Annotated in this window: 13 protein-coding genes and 4 pseudogenes; 8 read left to right on the top strand and 9 right to left on the bottom strand. The window is 72.0% G+C overall.

The window, feature by feature from the left end; all coding sequences use genetic code 11:
- Positions 1-37: 37 nt before the first annotated feature.
- Positions 38-1,279, bottom strand: a pseudogene (locus ABD350_RS10705) (NsdA family TPR-like regulatory protein); the annotation flags it as partial.
- 224 nt (positions 1,280-1,503) lie between these two features.
- Here ABD350_RS10705 and ABD350_RS10700 point away from each other — a divergent pair.
- The 4 genes and pseudogenes from ABD350_RS10700 (at position 1,504) to ABD350_RS10685 (ending at position 4,541) form a co-directional block, all read left to right on the top strand.
- Positions 1,504-2,253, top strand: a complete 750-nt coding sequence (locus tag ABD350_RS10700) for a hypothetical protein (RefSeq protein WP_344347640.1) — start codon at positions 1,504-1,506, stop codon at positions 2,251-2,253.
- 80 nt (positions 2,254-2,333) lie between these two features.
- Positions 2,334-3,245, top strand: a complete 912-nt coding sequence (locus ABD350_RS10695) for a phosphotransferase family protein (protein ID WP_344347639.1) — start codon at positions 2,334-2,336, stop codon at positions 3,243-3,245.
- Positions 3,246-3,935 (top strand): annotated as a pseudogene (locus ABD350_RS10690) (class I SAM-dependent methyltransferase); the annotation flags it as partial. It lies immediately after the preceding gene.
- A 28-nt stretch (positions 3,936-3,963) separates the two neighbouring features.
- A pseudogene (locus tag ABD350_RS10685) lies at positions 3,964-4,541 on the top strand (HAD domain-containing protein).
- Positions 4,542-4,591: 50 nt separating this feature from the next.
- On the opposite strand, the gene ABD350_RS10680 reads toward ABD350_RS10685, so the two are convergent.
- Positions 4,592-7,135 carry a polynucleotide kinase-phosphatase gene (locus ABD350_RS10680; RefSeq protein WP_344347638.1) on the bottom strand — a complete coding sequence of 848 codons (2,544 nt, stop codon included), beginning with the start codon at positions 7,133-7,135 and terminating at the stop codon, positions 4,592-4,594.
- Complete coding sequence (locus ABD350_RS10675; RefSeq protein WP_344347636.1) at positions 7,132-8,595, bottom strand: 3' terminal RNA ribose 2'-O-methyltransferase Hen1; 1,464 nt, start codon at positions 8,593-8,595, stop codon at positions 7,132-7,134. The genes ABD350_RS10680 and ABD350_RS10675 overlap by 4 nt, the downstream gene beginning before the upstream one ends.
- Before the next feature lie 205 nt (positions 8,596-8,800).
- On the opposite strand from ABD350_RS10675, the gene ABD350_RS10670 reads away from it, so the two are divergent.
- Positions 8,801-9,787: a D-alanyl-D-alanine carboxypeptidase family protein gene (locus ABD350_RS10670; RefSeq protein ID WP_344347635.1), complete on the top strand. Its 987-nt coding sequence runs from the start codon at positions 8,801-8,803 to the stop codon at positions 9,785-9,787.
- A gap of 195 nt (positions 9,788-9,982) precedes the next feature.
- Here ABD350_RS10670 and ABD350_RS10665 read toward each other — a convergent pair whose 3' ends face one another.
- Together ABD350_RS10665 and ABD350_RS10660 are read right to left on the bottom strand one after the other, a co-directional pair.
- Positions 9,983-10,906 (bottom strand): LLM class F420-dependent oxidoreductase, encoded by a 924-nt coding sequence (locus tag ABD350_RS10665; RefSeq protein ID WP_344347634.1) that lies wholly within the window; start codon positions 10,904-10,906, stop codon positions 9,983-9,985.
- 175 nt (positions 10,907-11,081) lie between these two features.
- On the bottom strand, positions 11,082-11,897 hold the full coding sequence (locus ABD350_RS10660) for a hypothetical protein (RefSeq protein ID WP_344347633.1): 816 nt from the start codon (positions 11,895-11,897) through the stop codon (positions 11,082-11,084).
- Between the two features lie 451 nt (positions 11,898-12,348).
- Between ABD350_RS10660 and ABD350_RS10655 the strand changes: the two genes are divergently transcribed.
- Positions 12,349-12,777 (top strand): VOC family protein, encoded by a 429-nt coding sequence (locus tag ABD350_RS10655; RefSeq protein ID WP_344347632.1) that lies wholly within the window; start codon positions 12,349-12,351, stop codon positions 12,775-12,777.
- Positions 12,778-12,803: 26 nt separating this feature from the next.
- On the opposite strand, the gene ABD350_RS10650 is transcribed toward ABD350_RS10655, so the two are convergent.
- From ABD350_RS10650 to ABD350_RS10635, 4 genes and pseudogenes are all read right to left on the bottom strand, one after another.
- Entirely contained in the window at positions 12,804-13,289 is a 486-nt protein-coding gene (locus ABD350_RS10650; RefSeq protein ID WP_344347631.1) for a DUF6099 family protein, read from the bottom strand.
- A gap of 281 nt (positions 13,290-13,570) precedes the next feature.
- Positions 13,571-13,894 (bottom strand): annotated as a pseudogene (locus ABD350_RS10645) (nucleotide pyrophosphohydrolase); the annotation flags it as partial.
- Positions 13,891-15,072 carry an AAA family ATPase gene (locus ABD350_RS10640; protein ID WP_344347629.1) on the bottom strand — a complete coding sequence of 394 codons (1,182 nt, stop codon included), beginning with the start codon at positions 15,070-15,072 and terminating at the stop codon, positions 13,891-13,893. The pseudogene ABD350_RS10645 and the gene ABD350_RS10640, both read right to left, overlap by 4 nt.
- Before the next feature lie 91 nt (positions 15,073-15,163).
- Complete coding sequence (locus ABD350_RS10635; RefSeq protein ID WP_344347628.1) at positions 15,164-15,553, bottom strand: cell division protein SepF; 390 nt, start codon at positions 15,551-15,553, stop codon at positions 15,164-15,166.
- 333 nt (positions 15,554-15,886) lie between these two features.
- On the opposite strand from ABD350_RS10635, the gene ABD350_RS10630 reads away from it, so the two are divergent.
- Positions 15,887-17,701 carry a methylmalonyl-CoA mutase family protein gene (locus ABD350_RS10630; RefSeq protein WP_344347627.1) on the top strand — a complete coding sequence of 605 codons (1,815 nt, stop codon included), beginning with the start codon at positions 15,887-15,889 and terminating at the stop codon, positions 17,699-17,701.
- The gene (gene scpA / locus ABD350_RS10625) at positions 17,701-19,875 is read left to right on the top strand and encodes a methylmalonyl-CoA mutase (protein WP_344347625.1); all 2,175 of its coding nucleotides are present in this window, start codon (positions 17,701-17,703) and stop codon (positions 19,873-19,875) included. Before ABD350_RS10630 ends, scpA begins: the two co-directional genes overlap by 1 nt.
- The last annotated feature ends 2 nt before the right edge of the window (positions 19,876-19,877 follow it).

Below are 19,877 nucleotides of genomic sequence, written 5' to 3'. Positions count from 1 at the left end.
GCCGGACTCCACCTCGCCGCCATCTTCATCTGGTCGGCGAGGTGATCCGAAGGAAACGGCCTAGGGCCTGGGTCCAGGCGGCAACGGCCTCGTCGGCGCGTGCCTGGGCGGCGAGGCTGTCGCCGAGGTCTGCGTGGGTGAGGGCGTGGACGCGCTTGTACTTCTCCGGGTCCCAGCGGGTGAGGGCGTCCCGGTGCTGCTGTTCGGTGCCGATGTGGTCGGCGAGGTCAGTCAGGGTGCGGGCGGTGTGGCTGGCCACGGTGCCCGCGGCGGGGCCGCTCACACGGGAGTAGCTGGGCTGGGGACCGTCGTCGCGGAGGAGGGCGTCTTCGGCAGCGAGAAGGGCGCGTGCGGCCGACGGGTTCTCGTTCACGGCGGCATAGGCGCGGGCGTGGGTGATGTGGAGGAGGGCCTCGGTCTGGCCGTCGACATGGCCGAGACCCGTGCGTAGGGCGCCTTCGACGAGGTCGACGCAGTGGTGAGGCTGCTTGAGGCTCAGGGACTGGTGGGCAAGGGCTCGCATCATCCAGGCGGCGTGGCCGTGGGGGTCGGCTTCGCAGGCGAGTTTGTAGCCGACCTGGTAGTAGCGCTGGGCGGCGCCTTCCTGGCCGAGGTCGTGGTGCTTCCACCCTGCGAGGTATGCGAGTTCGGCGACGGCGCCGAAGGCGGCCCGACGTAAGGCTTCGCTGGGGAAGCGTCCGCGCAGCATGGGTGCGGCGGTGTCGGCGAGGTACGCGGTGACGGTGGTCAGGCCGTGCCCGCCGCCGAGGCGCTCGTCGGCAGCGCTGAAGGCCGCAGTGATCTGCCGTACGACGTCCACGTCCTCCACACCGACCAGGGACGTTCCGGTGCGGGCGCGGAGCATGCGGGCAGTGGCGTCGTGGTCGTATGCGAGCGGCATGGCGACGCCGGCGGTGGTGAAGGCCGCGATGGCGAGGAAGCGGCGGCGCTCGACGTCGGCACGGCCCAGGTCGGTGACCGCGAGAACGGGATCGGATTCCTTCGGCGCATCGTCATCACCGGCCTGGAGGCCGATCTCGGTCTGGGTGACCGTACGTCCCGCTCGGCGGGACAGTGCCTCGGCCAGGTACTGGCCTACCCGGCCCGATGGGGTGCGGGTGCCGTTCGCCCAGTGCGAGATGCCCGACTTGTTGGTCTGGAGGATCTCGCCGTTCTCGGCCGCGATGCGCCGCACGTCTCGGGCGAGGGCCTCGTAGGTGCAACCGGCGGCGTCGATGACGTCGCGCAGACGGGAATTGGGGTCTCTCTGCGCCGCCACGATCGCCTCCGCTCTGGAGCTGTAAACCGCGTATACCGCTTCAACTGCCTTCCACCGTACCCACTGAGCGTAACCACCGGTTCACTTATCAGTAGCCGCCCGGAACGGCGCGACCGTGATCCAGGCTCCCTCTTGGTCCGGGCGGCACCCCGAAGTTCCGTACGCCCACACCGGGGCTCGGGCATTCCTGTGCCCGAACCTGGCCGATCAGAGACGGAGAAACGGTGACCACCATCGACACCACGGCCATCACGGTCGAGCTGCCCGAGGCGTTCGACCCGCGCTGGAGCCGCCTGCCCGGCATCCAGGTCGACGGCCGGCGCATCACGATCGACCCGGCCGAGTACTTCTTCCGCTTCGAGTCCAACACCTGGCTCGTCGCCGACTGGGAGCTGGTCAAGGCCCAGCTCCTGGAAGTGAAGGAGACCACCGAGAGTGCGGTCGAGCAGCTCGCGCTGGACTTCATCAAGGCCCACGGCGCGTCCACCTCGGACGCCGCCCGGGTGCTGTCCACCGCCTACGAGGTGTACGCCTACCTGTTCCGCGACGAGCACCTCGCCGGCCTCGGCCTGCCGCAGATCACCGCCGTCCATCTGCGGATGCTCCGCGAGGCCGCCACGCTCATGGCGCTCAACAAGGTCGAGCTGGACGGGCACATCTCCAACGTCGGCCCGTGCTGGTTCTTCCCCGCCGCCACCTCCGTCGTCTTCGACCTGGACGACGAGACGGGCCGGATGCTCGACGAGGTCTACCACGGCGGCTGGTTCAACGAACACCGCCGGATCGAGTCCATCAAGGCCCACGCCGCACTCGGCGGCCGGCTCGTGCACGGCTGCCAGTCCGTGCCGGACCAGTCCGGCGGTGTGGTCGCGCCCTACGGTGCCTCGATGGCGAACTTCCGTGACGACCTCGCCGCCTTCAAGGCGGGCTGGATCGAGCAGATCTACGCCCATCGCGTGACACCCGCCGCGTAACCCACGACCCGATCAGGTTCCGGGGCGGGCCGGAATCCCTCGCCCGCCCCGGACGCCACCACCCCTTCCCGGAGCCCCACGTGACCGCGACCCCCAGCGCCGAACTCTTCGACAACCTGCTCACCGCGACCGGCCAGACCACCGCCGCACGGGAGGAGGTACGCGTGTGGTCCATGTCCGGAGTCGAGCGCGTGACCTTCCCCGACGGCACCACGGCCATCTTCAAGTACGCCAAGAAGCCGTTCGACAGCGAGGACCAAGCCCTCCGCCTGGCCCACACGCTCGGCGTTCCAGTCCCCCAGGTCCACGCCTCCGCCGTTTTGGACGGCTGGCTCGGCATGCTCATGGAGGACCTCGGACCGTCCGTCCGCGAGGCCGACGACCTCGACGGTGTCGCCGCGGCCGTGGTTCTGCACGGCACCCGTACGGCTCCGCCCTTGCCCGTCCTCGACCAGGAGCGGCTGCGCACGCTGCCGGCCAGGGCGCTGGAGCACCTTGAACGGCTGCGCAAGGCCGACCGGTGGCAGGACGCCGACGACATCGAGGACGCGCTCGACCGTATCGCCCAGACCGCCGAGGCCCGCTCGGCCGGAGCGACGTTGGAACCGTTCGGCTGGGTGCACTCCGAGTTCCACCCCACCAGCCTCCACATCGGCGAGCGCGGCTGGCGGCTGCTCGACTTCGCCCGCGCCTTCACCGGCCCCGGCCTGCTCGACCTCGCCAGCTGGCACGGCACCATCGAGCCCCCGCACCCCGTGCGCCTGCGCGTCTTCCTGGAGCAGTACGTCACCGCCGGTGGCACCCCCGGCGCCCTCGCCCCGCGAGGCGGGCTCACCGCCGAGAACTGGGCCCTGGGCTGGCACCGCGTCTGGGCCGTCGAGTGGTTCATGGAACAGTCCATCCGCTGGATCAACGACCCCGCCACCGACCCCACCTATATCAAGGTCGTCCGCCGACACCTCACCGACGCCCTCCAGCTCCTGGAGGTGTAAGTGCTCACCCAAGCCTCTCCCTGGTACGCCCACGCCCTCCAGCGCACGGCCCCGGGCCCGGCCGAGCCGCTCGTCCCACCGCCGCGGATGGAGTGGACCACACGGACGGGCATCGGGCCCGGAGCCGAAATCCTCGGTCCCGACCTGCGCCGCAAGCGCGTGGTGGAACTCGGCTGCGGCCCCGGCCACAACGCCGCCCACCTCGCCACCCGCCATGGCTCCCGTGTCACCGGTGTCGACCTGGTCGGCCTCCAGGTCCGCCGCGCCCGCTCCCATTACGGACGGCTGAACAACCTCACCTTCGTCGCCGGCCACGCCCTGCACTACCTGCACGCCACCGACGAGCAGTTCGAGGCGATCTACTCCGTCTTCGGCGCCGTCGGCCTCGTCACCCCCGAACTCCTGCTCCCGGCCATCGCCCACCGCCTCAAGCCCGGCGGCATCCTCGCCTTCTCCGTCCCCCACCCGCAGCGCGGCGGCCGGGCTCCCTCCGCAGGCGACCTTCCCCGCCGCGACCACGTCACGCTGCCCGACCGCACTCGCCTGCCCGTCGCTCGCTGGGACTTCGGCACCGGCCGGTGGGAGAAGCACCTCGGCCGCGCGGGCCTGTGGCTCGCCTCGGCCCAGGACTTCCACGACCCCCGACAGGCCCGCTGGCCCACCACCCTGCTGATCACCGCGCGCAAGCTCTGCCCCCGGAACTCCCCTGGAGGAATCGATGGGCCCGCCCTACCTGCTCCTCGACATCGACGGCGTCCTCATCCCCTTCCCCGACGCGGACGGCTCGACGCCGCCCACTCACGCTCGCCACGAGGTCGTCCCCACCGGCCGCAGCGCAGACGACCCGGTCGCCATCTGGCTCAATCCCGACCACGGCCCCATGCTCACGGACGTGATCCGTACGGGCCTGGTCACACCGGTCTGGTGCACCAGCTGGCGGCAGGACGCCACCACGCTGATCGGTCCGCTCCTCGACATCCCTCCCCTGCCGCATGTCGACCTGCCGCGCCCCGGATCACCACCAGCCACCCCAACGGCTACCTCTGGAAGCGCGATCACGTCGATGGCTGGTTGGGAGACGTCCCGGCCGTCTGGATCGACGACGACTTCACCGACCTGGACCACTCGTGGGCCGCGGAGCGCACAGCCAGTGGTGCCCCCACCCTCCTTGTGCAGCCGAATCCCCGCGAGGGACTCCGGGCTGAGCATCTGGCCGAGGCCCGGGCATGGGCCGGCCGGTTGCTCGATACGTGGACTGCCGCGCCCGCTGCTCCGATCGAGCCCGAAGCAGCGTGACGCGACTGGGGCGAGGAGTCGGTGCCCTCGCCACTGGGGCGCGGCGGCGACTACAGCCGCGGGTCCACCGGTTCCGACTCCAGGGCCAGCACCCCGAACACCGCCTCGTGCACCCGCCACAGGGGCTCGCCGTCGGCCAGCCGGTCCAGGGCCTCCAGGCCGAGGGCGTACTCGCGCAGGGCCAGGGACCGCTTGTGGTTGAGGAACCGCTGCCGCAGCCGGGCGAGGTTGTCGGGGCGGGTGTACTCCGGGCCGTAGATGATCCGCAGGTACTCCCGGCCCCGGCACTTGATGCCGGGCTGCACCAGCCGTCCGTCCCCGTCGCGCACCAGCGCGCCGAGCGGCTTGACGACCATGCCCTCGCCGCCCCGGCCGGTCATCTCCAGCCACCAGTCCACGCCCGCGCGCACCGACTCCGGGTCGCCGGTGTCGACGTACAGCCGCCGGGTGGTGTGCAGCAGTCCGGTGCCGTCGTACTCCACCATCCGGTCGATCAGGGCCAGTTGCTCGTCGTGCGGCAGCGCGGCGAGGCTGCGGCCCTGGACCGCGAGCAACTGGAAGGGGGCCAGCCGGACCCCGTCCAGGCCCTCGGTGGGCCAGCAGTAGCGTCGGTAGGCGGCGGTGAACGCGGTGGCGTCGGCGGCCCGTTCCCGCTGCCGGTCGAGCAGCGCGCCCACGTCGGCACCGCGCCCGGCCGCCGCCTCCAGGGCGGCGAGCGCGCCCGGGAACGCCGCGCCGGCGGCGGCGCCCACGGCCGCGTACTGGCCGCGCAGCAGCCCGCCGGCCTTCAGCGACCACGGCATCAGCTCGGCGTCCAACAGCAGCCAGTCGGTGGCGAGTTCGTCCCAGAGGCCGGCGTCGGTGACCGCCGTGCACAGTCGGCCGAGGATCTCCTCGGTCATCGGCTCGTCGTCGAAGAACGGCCGGCCGGTACGGGTGTAGAGGGAGCCGGTGGGTCCGTCCGCGCCGAACCGCCGCCGTGCCGTCTCCGCGTCCCGGCACACCAGGGCCACCGCCCGGGAGCCCATGTGCTTCTCCTCGCACACCACCCGCGCGACCCCGTCCCGCGCGTACTGCGCGAACGCCTCCTCCGGGTGCTCCAAGTAGCCGTCGGCCCGCGAGGTCGCCGTCGGTGCCATGGTCGGCGGCAGGTACGGCAGCAGGCGCGGGTCGATCGCGAAGCGGCTCATGACCTCCAGGGCCGCCGCAGCGTTCTCCTCCCGGATGGCCACCCGGCCGGCGTGCCGCGTCTCCACGGCCCGTCGGCCGCGCACGTCCGCCAGGTCCAGCGGCCGGCCCTCGTGGCCGCCGGGCGCGTCGGTGCGCAGCGGCCGGGCCGGCTCGTACCAGACCCGCTCGGCCGGTACGTCGACCAGCTCGCGCTCCGGCCAGCGCAGCGCGGTCAGCTTGCCGCCGAAGACGGCGCCGGTGTCCAGGCAGATGGTGTTGTTCAGCCAGGTCGCCTCGGGCACGGGTGTGTGGCCGTAGACCACGGCGGCCCGGCCCCGGTAGTCCTCGGCCCACGGGTAGCGCACCGGCAGCCCGAACTCGTCGGTCTCGCCGGTGGTGTCGCCGTACAGGGCGTGCGAGCGGACCCGGCCGGAGGTGCGGCCGTGGTACTTCTCGGGCAGTCCGGCATGGCAGACCACCAGCCGGCCGCCGTCCAGGACGTAGTGGCTGACCAGTCCGTCCAGGAAGCGCCGGACCTCGGCCTGGAACTCCTCGCTCTCGCCCTCCATCTGCGCGATGGTCTCGGCGAGCCCGTGGGTGTGCTGGACCTTGCGGCCCTTGAGGTAACGGCCGTACTTGTTCTCGTGGTTGCCGGGGACGCACAGGGCGTTGCCCGAGTTCACCATCGTCATCACGCGGCGCAGCACGCCGGGGCTGTCCGGGCCGCGGTCGACCAGGTCGCCGACGAACACGGCGGTACGGCCCTCGGGGTGAACGCCGTCGCTGTAGCCCAGCTTGGTGAGCAGTGCCTCCAGTTCGGCGGAGCAGCCGTGGATGTCGCCGATGATGTCGAACGGGCCGGTGAGGTGGGTGAGGTCGTTGTAGCGCTTCTCGGTGACGACGGTGGCGTGCTCGATCTCCTCGACCCCGCGCAGCACGTGCACCTTGCGGAAGCCCTCGCGCTCCAGGTGCCTGAGGGAGCGGCGCAGTTCGCGGATGTGCCGCTGGATGACCCGGCGGGGCATGTCCGCCCGGTCGGCGCGGGCCGCGTTCCGTTCGGCGCACACCTCCTCCGGCAGGTCCAGCACGATGGCGATGGGCAGCACGTCGTGCTTCCGCGCCAGCTCGATCAGCTGCCGCCGGCTGTCCTGCTGCACGCTGGTGGCGTCCACGACGGTGCGGCGGCCGGCGGCCAGCCGCTTGCCGGCGATGTAGTGCAGGACGTCGAAGGCGTCCCGGGTCGCGCTCTGGTCGTTCTCGTCGTCGCCGACCAGGCCGCGGCAGAAGTCGGAGGAGATCACCTCGGTGGGCTTGAAGTGCCGCCGGGCGAACGTGGACTTGCCGGAACCGGAGGCGCCGACGAGCACCACGAGGGAGAGGTCGGTGACGGGGAGCACCCGCCCCTTGTGCTGTGCCTCGGTCATGCCGCCTTCGCCTCCTTCTCGGTCCGGATCGTGAAGGTCGCCATCTGGGTGGGCGGTCCCACCTCGGGGTCCTCCGCGCCGACGGACGTGAACCCGGCCTCGTACCCGTACCGTTCGGCCACGGCCGCCGCCCAGGCGCGGAACTGCTCGCGGGTCCACTCGAAGCGGTGGTCGCCGTGCCGGACGTGACCGGCCGGCAGGCTCTCCCAGCGGACGTTGTACTCGACGTTCGGGGTGGTCACGACGACCGTGCGGGGACGCGCGTGCCCGAACACGGCGTACTCCAGGGCGGGCAGCCGGGGCGGGTCGACGTGCTCGATCACCTCGCTGAGCACGGCGGCGTCGTAGCCGCCCAGCCGGTGGTCGGTGTAGACGAGGGAGCCCTGGACCAGCTTGACGCGCGCGGCCTGCCGTTCGCCCATGCGGTCCAGCTTCAGCCGCCGGGAGGCGATGGCCAGGGCGCGCTGCGAGACGTCGACGCCGACGACCTCGGTGAACCGCGCGTCCCGGAGCAGCGCCTGCACCAACTGGCCCTGGCCGCATCCGAGGTCGAGGACACGGGTGGCGCCGGCGGCGCCCAGGGCGGCGAGGACGGCCTCCCGCCGGAGCACGGCGAGCGGGGTCGGCTTCTCCTCGGTCTCGGTCTCGTCCGCCACCGCGTTGTCGATGTCCTCGACCTCGCTGTCGTCGGCCTCCGCGAGCCGCACCAGCTCCAGCCGCTCCCTCGCCTGGCGGGTGAGCGACCAGCGGCGCGAGAGGTAGCGGTTGGTGATCAGCTGCTGCTCCGGGTGCCCGGCCAGCCAGCCCTCGCCGGCCCGCAGCAGCTTGTCGACCTCGTCGGCGGAGACCCAGTAGTGCTTGGCGTCGTCGAGCACCGGCAGCAGGACGTACAGATGGCGCAACGCCTCGGCGAGGGTGAGCCGTTCGGACTCCAGCAGCAGCCGGACGTACCGCGAGTCGCCCCACTGGGGGAACGCGGTGTCGAGCGGGACCGGGTCGGCGGTGACGGTCCAGCCGAGCGGGGCGAAGAGCCGTCGTACGAGGTCCGGGCCGCCCCGGGCGGGCAGCGCGGGGACCTCGACGCGCAGCGGCAGCGGGGCGGCGGCCCGCTCCGGCCGGGCGGCGCACACCCCGCGCAGGGCGCTGGAGAAGACATTGCTCAACGCGACGGCCAGCAGCGAGGACGCCGCGTAGGGGCGGTCGTTGACGTACTGGGAGAGGGCCGCGTCGGGTGCGCCGCCACGGCCCTTGCCCCGGCCGCGCCGGACCAGCGCGACAGGATCGATCTCCAGCAGCAGCGCGGCCGTGCAGCGTTGGGCGTCCGCCTCGGGGTAGAACACGTGGGCCGTGCCGTGCGAGGTGGAGAACGCCTGCGCCTTGTCGGGGTGCTTGTGCAGCAGGTACCCCAGGTCGGTGGCCGGCCGCGCTGCCGTGCCGGTGGTGGAGATCGTCAGGAACATGCGGTCGAGTCTCCCCGGCCGGGGCCCGGGCCCACCACCGGTTTTCGGCCCGGGTCCGTCGATGCGGTCCCCGCGCCCCGGCCGGCGGCTCGGCCGCGCGGAACGGGCCGAGGTGTGACATCCGTTATGGCCCGCCGGCCCCGGACCTGATGAAGTGACCCCTCGTCAACTGACCACTGACACAAGGAAGACTAGGGGGAAACCCATGACCATCGACCAGGCAGTCGAGGACCGCGGACCCGGGCGGACGGCCCGGGTCCGCAGGAGCGCCGCCGTCGCGGTGACGGCCGGTGCCGTGCTGACCGCGGGCGTCCTCGCGTCCGCGCCCGCCCAGGCGGCCGATGCGGCCCGGACGGCGTCGACGGCACCCGCGGCCCGCGGTGCCGCCGCGGCCCCGCAGGTGTCGGCGCAGGGCGCGTACGCCATGAACCCGGCCAACGGCAAGCAGGTGTTCGGCAAGGCACCCGACGCGCGGCTGCGGACCGGCTCCACCACGAAGATCATGACGGCACTCGTGGTGCTGTCGCAGCGGAACGTGGACCTCGGGAAGAAGGTGAAGATCAAGAAGGAGTACACCGACTACGTCATCGACCCGGTGTCGCACAGCCAGCGCTACTCCAGCGCGAACCTGCTCCTCGGCGACTCGATGTCGGTGGGCGACCTGCTGTACGGCCTGATGCTGCCGTCGGGCTGCGACGCGGCCTACGCGCTGGCGGACACCTACGGCACGGGCTCCACGACGGCCCAGCGGACCAAGTCGTTCATCGGCAAGATGAACAGCAAGGCGCGTGAACTGGGCCTGAAGAACACCCACTTCGACTCCTTCGACGGGGTGTCCAACGGCAAGAACTACTCCTCGCCGCGCGATCTGGCCAAGCTGGCCGGGGCCGCGCTGAAGAACAAGACGTTCAAGAAGGTCGTCGGCACCAAGGTCTACGCCGGCATGAAGTCGTACCGGCCCGGCGGCGGGACGCACGCCATGCAGCCGTGGAAGAACTCCAACACCCTTCTCGGCTCCTACCGGGGCGCGTTCGGCGTGAAGACCGGCTCCGGGCCGGAGGCGAAGTACTGCCTGGTGTTCGCGGCCACGCGCGGTTCCAAGACGGTCGTGGGCACGGTGCTCGCGGCGAGTTCGGCGGACCAGCGGTTCAAGGACGCGACGAAGATCCTGGACTACGGCTTCACGCGCTAGCGTCCGGGGACCGGGGACCGGCCGCCTGTGGAGCCGTAGGCTTCGGAGGCGGCCGATTCTGGAGGCGGCGGCCCGTTCTGGTGTCGGCCTGTTTTGGAACGGGCTGTCTCTTGTCCGGGGCGGGGGACCCGGGGGCCGGGCCGCGGACCGTCGGCCGAGGCCCGGCAACGGCGGCAGGGGCCGCTCACCCCGTGGTTACGACAGCTGGGACTGGACCTGGGAGGAGATCAGCTCCAGGTGGTCCAGGTCGCCGAGGTCCAGCACCTGGAGGTAGATCCGGCTGGAGCCGGTCTCTGCGTACCGGCCGATCTTGTCGACGACCTCGGCCGGAGAGCCGGCCAGCCCGTTGGCCTTCAGCTCGTCCACCTCGCGGCCGATCGCGGCGGCACGCCGGGCCACCTCCTGGTCGTCCTTGCCGACGCAGACCACGAGCGCGTTGGAGTACACCAGGTCGTCCGCGTTCCGGCCCGCCTGCGCGGCGGCGGCCCGCACCCGGCGGAACTGCCGCTCGGTGTCCTCGACCGAGGCGAACGGGATGTTGAACTCGTCGGCGTACTGCGCGGCCAGCCGCGGCGTACGGGTCGCACCGTGGCCGCCGATCAGCACGGGGATCTTCTTCTGCGCCGGCTTGGGCAGCGCCGGAGATCCGGTGAGGTCGTAGTACGTCCCGTGGAAGTCGAACGTCTTGCCGACCTCGGTCGCCCACAGCCCGGTGACGATCGCGAGCTGCTCCTCCAGCCGGGCGAACTTCTCCTTCGGGAACGGGATGCCGTACGCCTTGTGCTCCTCCTCGAACCAGCCCGCCCCGAGGCCGAGTTCGACCCGGCCGCCGGACATCTGGTCGACCTGGGCGACCTGGATGGCGAGCACGCCGGGCAGCCGGAAGGTGCCGGCCGTCATCAGCGTGCCGAGGCGGATGCGCTTGGTCTCGCGGGCCAGGCCGGCCAGCGTGATCCAGGCGTCCGTGGGGCCGGGCAGGCCGTCCACGTTGCCCATGCGCAGATAGTGGTCCGAGCGAAAGAAGGCGTCGAACCCGAGGTCCTCGGTGGCCTTGGCCACGGTGAGCAGGGTGTCGTAGGTGGCCCCTTGCTGGGGCTCGGTGAAGATTCGCAGGTCCATACACCTATCCTGCACGGCGCCGCCCGTGTCGACCGCGCGGGGACCGCCCGGCGCGGCCGGGCCCGGACGGGTGAAATGCGCCCACCGGGGACCCGGCGCGCGAAACCCCCGCCGGTCCAGCAGGGGTTTCGTCGGCCAAGACGCACTCGGGCTACTCGGCGGATAGCTCCGTCGGCTACTCGGCGGGCTGGTTCGGCTCAGCCGGTTCGGCCGGCTGTGCCGGCTCGGCGGGCTGTGCCGGCTCGGCGGGCTGTGCCGGTTCCTTCGGCTCGGCCGGCTCGGCGGGCTTGGCAGGCTCGGCCGGTTCCTTCGGTTCAGCCGGCTTGGCAGGCTCGGCGGGCTCCTTCGGCTCGGCCGGCTTGGCAGGCTCGGCGGGCTCCTTCGGCTCGGCCGGCTTGGCAGGCTCGGCGGGCTCCTTCGGCTCGGCCGGCTTGGCAGGCTCGGCCGGCTCCTTCGGTTTCTCGCCCTGAGTCGTGCCGGCCTCCTGGTCGACCGGCGCGTTGATGGTTGAATTGATTATTTGGTTGACGTTGTTGGTGATCTGCTGCTGGATCTGCGTCATGATCGTCGTCGGCACACCGAGGCTCTTCGCCTTCGCCTGTGCGGCCGCCACGCCCTGCGCCTTCGCCTGCTGCGGAGAGGCGCCCCGCTTGATGGCCGTTTGGGCCGCGCTCTTCGCGGCCGCCACGACAGCGGAGGTCTGCGCTCCACTGGCCGAGTTTCCCGTGCAGGTTACGGAACCTACGCGGAAGGTCCCCGTCCCCGTGACCGGCATCGGTCCGATACGGCCTTCGGAGGAAGAGCGCGCGGTCGCCCCACCAGGCGAGACGGTGAATGTCTGGTTCGGGGCGAATCCACTGCCGGTCAGGGTGCCCGCGGCGACCCGGCAAGTCGGGTTCGGGGCAGCGGAGGCCTGGCCCACCGCACCGGCGACCGCCCCACCGACCAGCGCGGCCACTGCGGCGGCGCTCAGTACTGACTTCCCTCGCATGAAGCTCTCCTCTGCTGGCGTTTCCCAATTCGGCGACAGGGATTTTCCGTGGACACCAGCACGCTAACTCCGCTGCCCCATTGACGCATCCAGAGTTGAGACACCGGCAAAGAGTCAGTACTATCCGCTTTCCTTCGAGATGACGGAACGAGTACGGCTACACAACACACCGTTTCTGTTTCTATTCCTGTTTCTGTTTCTGCGGCAACCGCCCGTCACCCGCATTCGGTCGTGCCCTATCGACTTTGCTGCAATTTTTTTCGCAGAACGCGGCCTGTTAGAGTCGCTCATGTGACTGCCGGGTCGGCCATGGGCCATACACGAGTGAGGCGCCCGGCCTCGGCGTGAGCGCGAGGCGGGCGAGAGGCCCGCCGTTGTCTCCGCGTTCGACTTCCCGCCGCCCACGCGTGGCGCTCCACAGCGGATCCAGCACTCGGAGACACATCCAGCCATGTCACACGACCACCAGCAGCACGTCGCCCAGCCCGCGTCACGGGGCACCGTCCAGCTGAACCACACCGCCGTCTACGCCTCGGACCGTCAGCTGTCGGCCGAGTTCATCGCGGCGATCCTGGGCCTGGAGGTCGGAGCGCCCTTCGGGCCGTTCCTGCCCGTCGACCTGGGCAACGGCGTCACGCTCGACTACTACGAGAAGCGCGACGAGCCGATCCAGTCGCAGCACTACGCGTTCCTCGTGCCCGACGAGGAGTTCGACACCATGATCGCCCGACTGGAAACGATCGGGGTCACCTACTACGCCGATCCCCGCCGCACCGAGCCCGGCCGGATCAACCGTCTCTTCGGCGGCCGCGGCGCCTACTTCGACGACCCGGACGGCCACAACATGGAGATCATGACCCGTCCGTACATACGGCCGTAGCCGGCGTCACGGCATGGGGGCGGCGGTCATACGCCGGACGGGCTGTCCTGGACGTCCTCCGGCACCATCGCCGCCCGCGCCGCCAGCTTGCGCAGCATCTCCAGTACGCGGTCACGGGACTCGTCGGCCGCGTCGATCGCCTCCATGCACTGCCAGTACGTCGTCTCGTCGGCGGCGGCGCTGGCCATGCCCACCAGGGATATGCCGACCTCGCCGAGCAGGCCACCGAGGCAGAGCAGGGTCTCGCGGGCGTCGTCCAGCTCGGTGAGCTGGGCGGCGCGCAGATCACCGGGGTCGAGTTCGGGCGGGTCCAGGACGCCGCAGCCCCGGCCCGCCAGTTCCGTCAGCCCCAGCGCCTCGCCGCGCAGTTCCGGCGGGCCGGAGACCGCGAGGCGGCTCCCGATCGCCTGGGCCAGGGCCTGCGCCTGCCACACCTCCGCCATCATCTCCCCCGCGTCGGCGCCGCCCGCCAGGGCCCGCCTGCTCGCGAGGATGAGCCGTACCGCATCCATACGATGCCCCCGTCCGTCTGCCGCACCCTCTGGCACGGCCTCCTGAACTCCCTTGTCCACTACCCAGAGTGAGGGTGGTTGAGGCGAAAAGCCAGAGGAAGACGGAAATTAGTGGACAACAATTCGGATCCGTCACGCGCTTCGACTGCGGAGAGTAATAACGGAGTTCAGGAGTCCGCCTGTTGGTCCACCGCCCCGGCTTCCTGACGGCCCGTCGCCCCGGTGTCCCGCCCGCCTCCCGCGCCCTGCCCGCCCCCCGTTCCCTGCCCGTCGCCGGGGCCCGGCACCGGGAAGCGGTGTTCGTTGCGGTCGATCTTGGCGGCCAGCGCGGTCAGCGGGTCGATGCCGAGGACCTCGCAGAACTGGAGCAGATAGGCCAGCACATCGGCGACCTCGTCGGTGACCCGGTGCGCCGTACCGGGGTCGTCCATCACCCGGGCGGACTCCTCCGGGGTGAGCCACTGGAAGATCTCGACCAGTTCGGACGCCTCCACCGAGAGGGCGGCGACGAGGTTCTTGGGTGTGTGGTACGGCTGCCAGTTCCGCGCGGCGGCGAACTCGGCCAGTCGGCGCTGGAGGGCGGCCAGGTCGGGGTGTTCGGTCACGCGTTCAGGTGTACCACCGTGACGTCCGGGGTTCCGGCGGCCCACGAGGTGTCGTGCACCGCGGCCACGCACCGGATGTGCCCGCGCCGGCCCATCCGGGCGGCCGTCCGCAGCAGTTCCCGGCGCTGGACGGGATCCAGGCTCCGGTCGAAGCCGTCGGCGAGGACGGTGAGGGTGCGCAGCGCGTCGGGCACCTCGCCCGGGGCGTCCATGGCCAGCACGCCCGGCCCGGTCAGCAGCACCAGGGTCAGCGCCAGATAGCGCAGCTCGCCGTCGCCGAGCCGGGCGAGTCGGGTGCGGACGCCGTCGCCGCGGTCGAGCAGCGCCCGTACCGTGCCGTCGGCCAGCGGCTCGGCCACCAGGTCGGTCACCGGGCCGGCGCACCCCGCGCGCACCGCCTCGACCAGGTGCCCGTGCCGGCGGGCGCACTCGGCGCGGGTGCGCCACAGGACGTCGGCGAGGTTGTCGCAGCCGGGCAGCAGCCGACCGGAGCCGGTGGGGACGGGAAGGCGCATGTACTCGGGGCGCGGATCGCAGGGGAAGACGGAGCGCAGGGCGACGACCATCTGTTCGGCGGCGGCGAGCACATGGCGCTGCCCGTCGGTCTTGCCGGCCACGCGCAGCGGCAGCAGGGCGGTGCCCAGGCGGTCGTCGGGGAGCGGGGCGCGGGTCACCGGGGTGGCGCCCGCGGTGTGCCAGGCGGCCTGGACGCTACGGCGCCCGGGGTCGCGCAGCGCGGTCTGGAGCAGGACGACACCGCGCGCGGTCAGCCGCTCCCCCACGATCCGCAGGTCCGGTTCGGCCTGTACGGCGATGTCGAGCCGGACCGGGCCCTCGGCGCCGTCGGCCGTGCACCCGATCCGGAAGCCCCGGCGCCCCTCGGCGTCGGGACGGGCCCGCTCGGGTACGCAGGCGGCCGGGTCCGGGAACGCCTCCGCGAGCGGGGCGCCGCCGCCGAGCCGGGCCAGTGCCGCGCAGGCGGCGAGCGCGGTGGTCTTGCCGGTGCCGCTGGGCCCCGCCAACAGCGTGACCGGCCCGAGCGGGAACCCGGCGCCCCGGTGCCCGGCGAAGGCGGACAGCCGCAACTCGGTGATCCGGGACCGGATGTCGGGCCGGGCACCGGAGAGCGCGGGGACGCCGGCCGCCGGCGGCTCGTCGAACACGAAGGACACGGCCATACGCGGACCGTAGAGCCCCACTTCCCCGCCGAACCGTTTTCCCATGGGAACGTTCCCCCGAACGGGGGGGCGGGCACGGCGCTCGGCGCCGTCAGGTCCCCGACAGCCCCGCGCCCTCCATCAGGCCGCTGACCTCCGTGCCGGGCGGCGTGAGGAGGAAGACGTTGCGGTCGACACGGTGCATCCCGCTGCCCAGGCCGAAGACGACGCCGGTGCTGAAGTCGAGGACGCGCTTCGCGACCTCACCCTCCGCGCCGGACAGGTCGAGCAGTACCGGTACCCCGGCCATCAGGGTCTCGGCGACTTCCCGGGCGTCCGCGAAGACGTTGACGCGCAGGACCACGAACCGGCGCCGGGTCTCGGTCTCGGCGTCGGGCAGCGAGCGGTGGTTCACCGCGGACGGCCAGGAGTCCCGGCCCCGCAACGGCACGACCTGGGCGAGCCCTTCCCACTGTTCATCGGTGACGTCGTAACGGCTCACCGGCTCCCCCTGACCTGACTCGCGACCAATTGCACCAGCCAATTCTTACGCCAAGTCACCCGTTCGGCCCAACAGCGACACGATGCGCGACCGGGACATCCGGCCCTCCCGGTCGCGGTTCGCGGCATAAGCACCGTTCAGTCCGCTTCATTCCGCGGTTTCACTGGATCGGCCCGGGCCGCCGGGGTCACCGTCCGCAGCCGCCGGCGCCCCGGCAACGCCCGGGCGGCGCCCTCCGACCCCTGGGGATGGCACAGATCACCCTCGCAAGAAGAGAAACCTCACAGCCCGTGCTTCACCCCCGTTTGAGCGCCCTGCCCTAGCATCCGCACCATGACGGTCCTGCCTGACGACGGGCTCTCCCTGGCCGCCGAGTTCCCCGACGCGACACACGAGCAGTGGCAACGCCTGGTGGAGGGCGTACTGCGCAGGTCAGGCGGGGAACTGTCCGGCGAGGCAGCGGAAGACGCCCTGTCCACGACGCTGGAGGACGGGCTGCGCACCCGCCCCCTGTACACCGCGCGCGACGGCGCGCCCGACCCCGGCCTGCCGGGCTTCGCCCCCTTCGTGCGGGGTGGCCGCCCGGGAGGCACCGGCCCGAGCGGCTGGGACGTGCGCCAGCGGCACACGGCGCTCGGCGACGGCCCGGCGGACGCGGTGCTCGCCGACCTGGAGAACGGCGGCACCTCGCTCTGGCTGGTGCTGGGCGAGGGCGGCATCCCGGTCACGGAGCTGGGCCGCGCTCTCCACGGCGTGTACCTCGACCTGGCCCCTGTCGTGCTGGACGCCGGCCGGGACACCGGGCGGGCCGCCGAGGCCCTGCTGCGGCTGTACGCCGACAAGGGCGTGGACGCCGGGGCGGTGCGCGGCAACCTGGGCGGCGACCCGCTCGGGTACGAGGCCCGTACCGGCACCGCGCTGCCCTTCGCGCCGTACGCCGAACTGGCCGTGCGCTGCGCCGAGGGGTACCCGGGGCTGCGCGCGCTGACCGTGGACGCGCTGCCGTACCACGAGGCGGGCGGCTCGGCCGCGCAGGAGCTGGGTGCCTCGCTGGCCACGGGTGTGGCCTATCTGCGGGAGCTGACCGAGGCCGGGCTCGGCGTCGAACAGGCCCTCGCCCAGCTGGAGTTCCGGTACGCGGCGACCACCGACCAGTTCCTGACCATCGCCAAGCTGCGCGCGGCGCGCCGGCTGTGGGCGCGGGTCGCCGAGGTGTGCGGGGCGCCCGGGGCGGGCGCGCAGACGCAGCACGTGGTGACCTCGCCGGTGATGATGACCCGACGCGACCCGTGGGTGAACATGCTCCGCACCACGGTCGCGGCGCTGGCCGCCGGGGTGGGTGGCGCGGACGCGGTGACGGTGCTGCCGTTCGACCACGCGCTGGGGCTGCCCGACGCGTTCGCCCGGCGGATCGCCCGCAACACCTCCGCCATCCTGATCGAGGAGTCCCATCTGGCCCGGGTCGTCGACCCGGCGGGCGGCTCCTGGTACGTGGAGCGGCTGACCGCCGACCTGGCCGAGGCCGCCTGGGGGTACTTCCGGTCCGTCGAGCGCGACGGCGGCCAGGCGGCCGTGCTGCGCTCCGGCCGGCTGCGCACCGACCTCGCCACGACCTGGGCGGAGCGCTCCAAGCGGCTCGCCAGGCGCCGCGAACCCATCACCGGGGTCAGCGAGTTCCCGCTGCTGGCCGAGAAGCCGGTCGAGCGGCCGGCCGCCCCCGAGCCGCCCTCGGGCGGGCTGCCCCGGGTGCGCCGGGACGAGGCGTACGAGGAGCTGCGCGCCCGCTCCGACGCCCATCTGGCGAAGACCGGCGCCCGGCCCCGGATCTATCTGGCCACGATCGGTTCCCCGGCCGAGTACACCGCGCGTGCGGCCTTCGCCGCCAACCTCTTCCAGGCCGGCGGTATCGAGCCGGTCACCGAGGGCGGCTTCGCCGGCAGCGGCGCCACCGAGGCCGTGGTGTGCTCCAGCGACGCGCTCTACGCCGAACAGGCCGGGCAGGTGGCCGAGTCGCTGCGCGCGGCCGGGGCCCGGCATGTGTTCCTGGCGGGCCGGGGCGAGTACCCCGGCATCGACTCGTACGTCTTCGCGGGCTGTGACGCCGTGGATGTGCTGTCCGCGACCCTCGACCGCATGGGAGTGTCCTGATGGGAATCCCCGACTTCTCCGGCATCGAGCTGGGCACCCCGGTCACGGGCGGCACCGAGGACGAGTGGCGCGCGGCGCTGCGGCGGGCCACCGGGGACGCGGAATCGGTGTGGGAGACCCCGGAGGGCATCGGGGTCAAGCCGCTGTACACCGGACGCGATCTGGAGGGCCTGGACTTCCTGGGCACCTACCCGGGCATCGCGCCGTATCTGCGCGGCCCGTACCCGACGATGTACGTCAACCAGCCCTGGACGATCCGGCAGTACGCGGGCTTCTCCACCGCCGAGGAGTCCAACGCGTTCTACCGGCGCAATCTGGCGGCCGGTCAGAAGGGTTTGTCGGTCGCCTTCGACCTGCCCACGCACCGGGGTTACGACAGCGACCACCCGCGGGTGACCGGTGACGTCGGCATGGCGGGCGTGGCCATCGACTCGATCTACGACATGCGGCAGCTGTTCGACGGCATCCCGCTGGACAAGATGACCGTGTCGATGACGATGAACGGCGCGGTGCTGCCGGTGCTGGCGCTGTACATCGTGGCGGCGGAGGAGCAGGGCGTACCGCCCGAGAAGCTGGCCGGGACCATTCAGAACGACATTCTGAAGGAGTTCATGGTCCGCAACACCTACATCTATCCGCCGAAGCCGTCGATGCGGATCATCTCCGACATCTTCGCGTACACCTCGCAGCGGATGCCGCGCTACAACTCCATCTCCATCTCCGGCTACCACATCCAGGAGGCGGGTGCGACGGCCGACCTGGAGCTGGCGTACACCCTCGCGGACGGTGTGGAGTACATCCGGGCGGGGCGGGAGGCCGGCCTGGACGTGGACGCGTTCGCGCCCCGGCTGTCGTTCTTCTGGGCGATCGGCATGAACTTCTTCATGGAGGTCGCCAAGCTGCGGGCGGCCCGGCTGCTGTGGGCGAAGCTGGTGAGGCAGTTCGACCCGCAGAACCCCAAGTCGCTGTCGCTGCGCACCCATTCGCAGACCTCGGGCTGGTCGCTGACCGCTCAGGACGTGTTCAACAACGTCACCCGCACCTGTGTGGAGGCGATGGCGGCCACCCAGGGCCACACCCAGTCGCTGCACACCAACGCGCTCGACGAGGCGCTGGCGCTGCCGACCGACTTCTCGGCGCGCATCGCCCGCAACACCCAGCTGCTGATCCAGCAGGAGTCGGGCACCACCCGGGTGATCGACCCGTGGGGCGGCAGCGCGTACGTGGAGCGGCTGACGTACGACCTGGCCCGCAAGGCGTGGGCGCACATCCAGGAGGTCGAGCGGGCGGGCGGCATGGCGCAGGCCATCGACGCCGGCATCCCGAAGCTCCGCGTGGAGGAGGCTGCGGCCCGTACCCAGGCCCGCATCGACTCCGGCCGGCAGCCGGTGATCGGCGTGAACAAGTACCGGGTGGACAGCGACGAACAGATCGAGGTGCTGAAGGTCGACAACTCCTCCGTGCGCGCCCAGCAGATCGAGAAGCTGCGGCGGCTGCGGGCGGAGCGGGACGAGACCGCCTGCCGGGACGCGCTGGACGCGCTGACCCGGGCGGCCGACGGCACGGACAACCTGCTGGAGCTGGCGGTGCGCGCGGCCCGCGCCAAGGCGACGGTCGGCGAGATCTCCGACGCCCTGGAGAAGGTGTACGGGCGGCACGCCGGGCAGATCCGTACGATCTCCGGTGTGTACCGCAACGAGGCAGGACAGTCGGCGTCGGTGGACCGCACCCGGGCCCTGGTGGAGGCGTTCGAGGAGGCCGAGGGGCGCCGGCCGCGCATCCTGGTCGCGAAGATGGGCCAGGACGGCCACGACCGCGGCCAGAAGGTGATCGCGACCGCCTTCGCCGACCTCGGTTTCGACGTGGACGTCGGCCCGCTGTTCCAGACGCCCGAGGAGGTCGCCCGGCAGGCGGTCGAGGCGGATGTGCACGTGGTCGGGGTGTCCTCGCTGGCCGCCGGGCACCTCACGCTGGTGCCGGCGCTGCGCGAGAAGCTGGCCGAGGAGGGCCGCGAGGACATCATGATCGTGGTGGGCGGGGTGATCCCGCCGCAGGACGTGCCGACCCTGCGGGAGATGGGCGCGGCGGAGGTGTTCCTTCCCGGGACGGTGATCCCGGACGCGGCCCACGACCTGGTGAAGCGGCTGGCGGCCGACCTGGGTCACGAGCTGTAAGC

It is taken from the genome of Streptomyces nogalater (genome assembly GCF_039532885.1).
GTDB classification, from domain to species: domain Bacteria; phylum Actinomycetota; class Actinomycetes; order Streptomycetales; family Streptomycetaceae; genus Streptomyces; species Streptomyces nogalater.
This window is presented reverse-complemented; position numbering and strand designations above follow the sequence as displayed.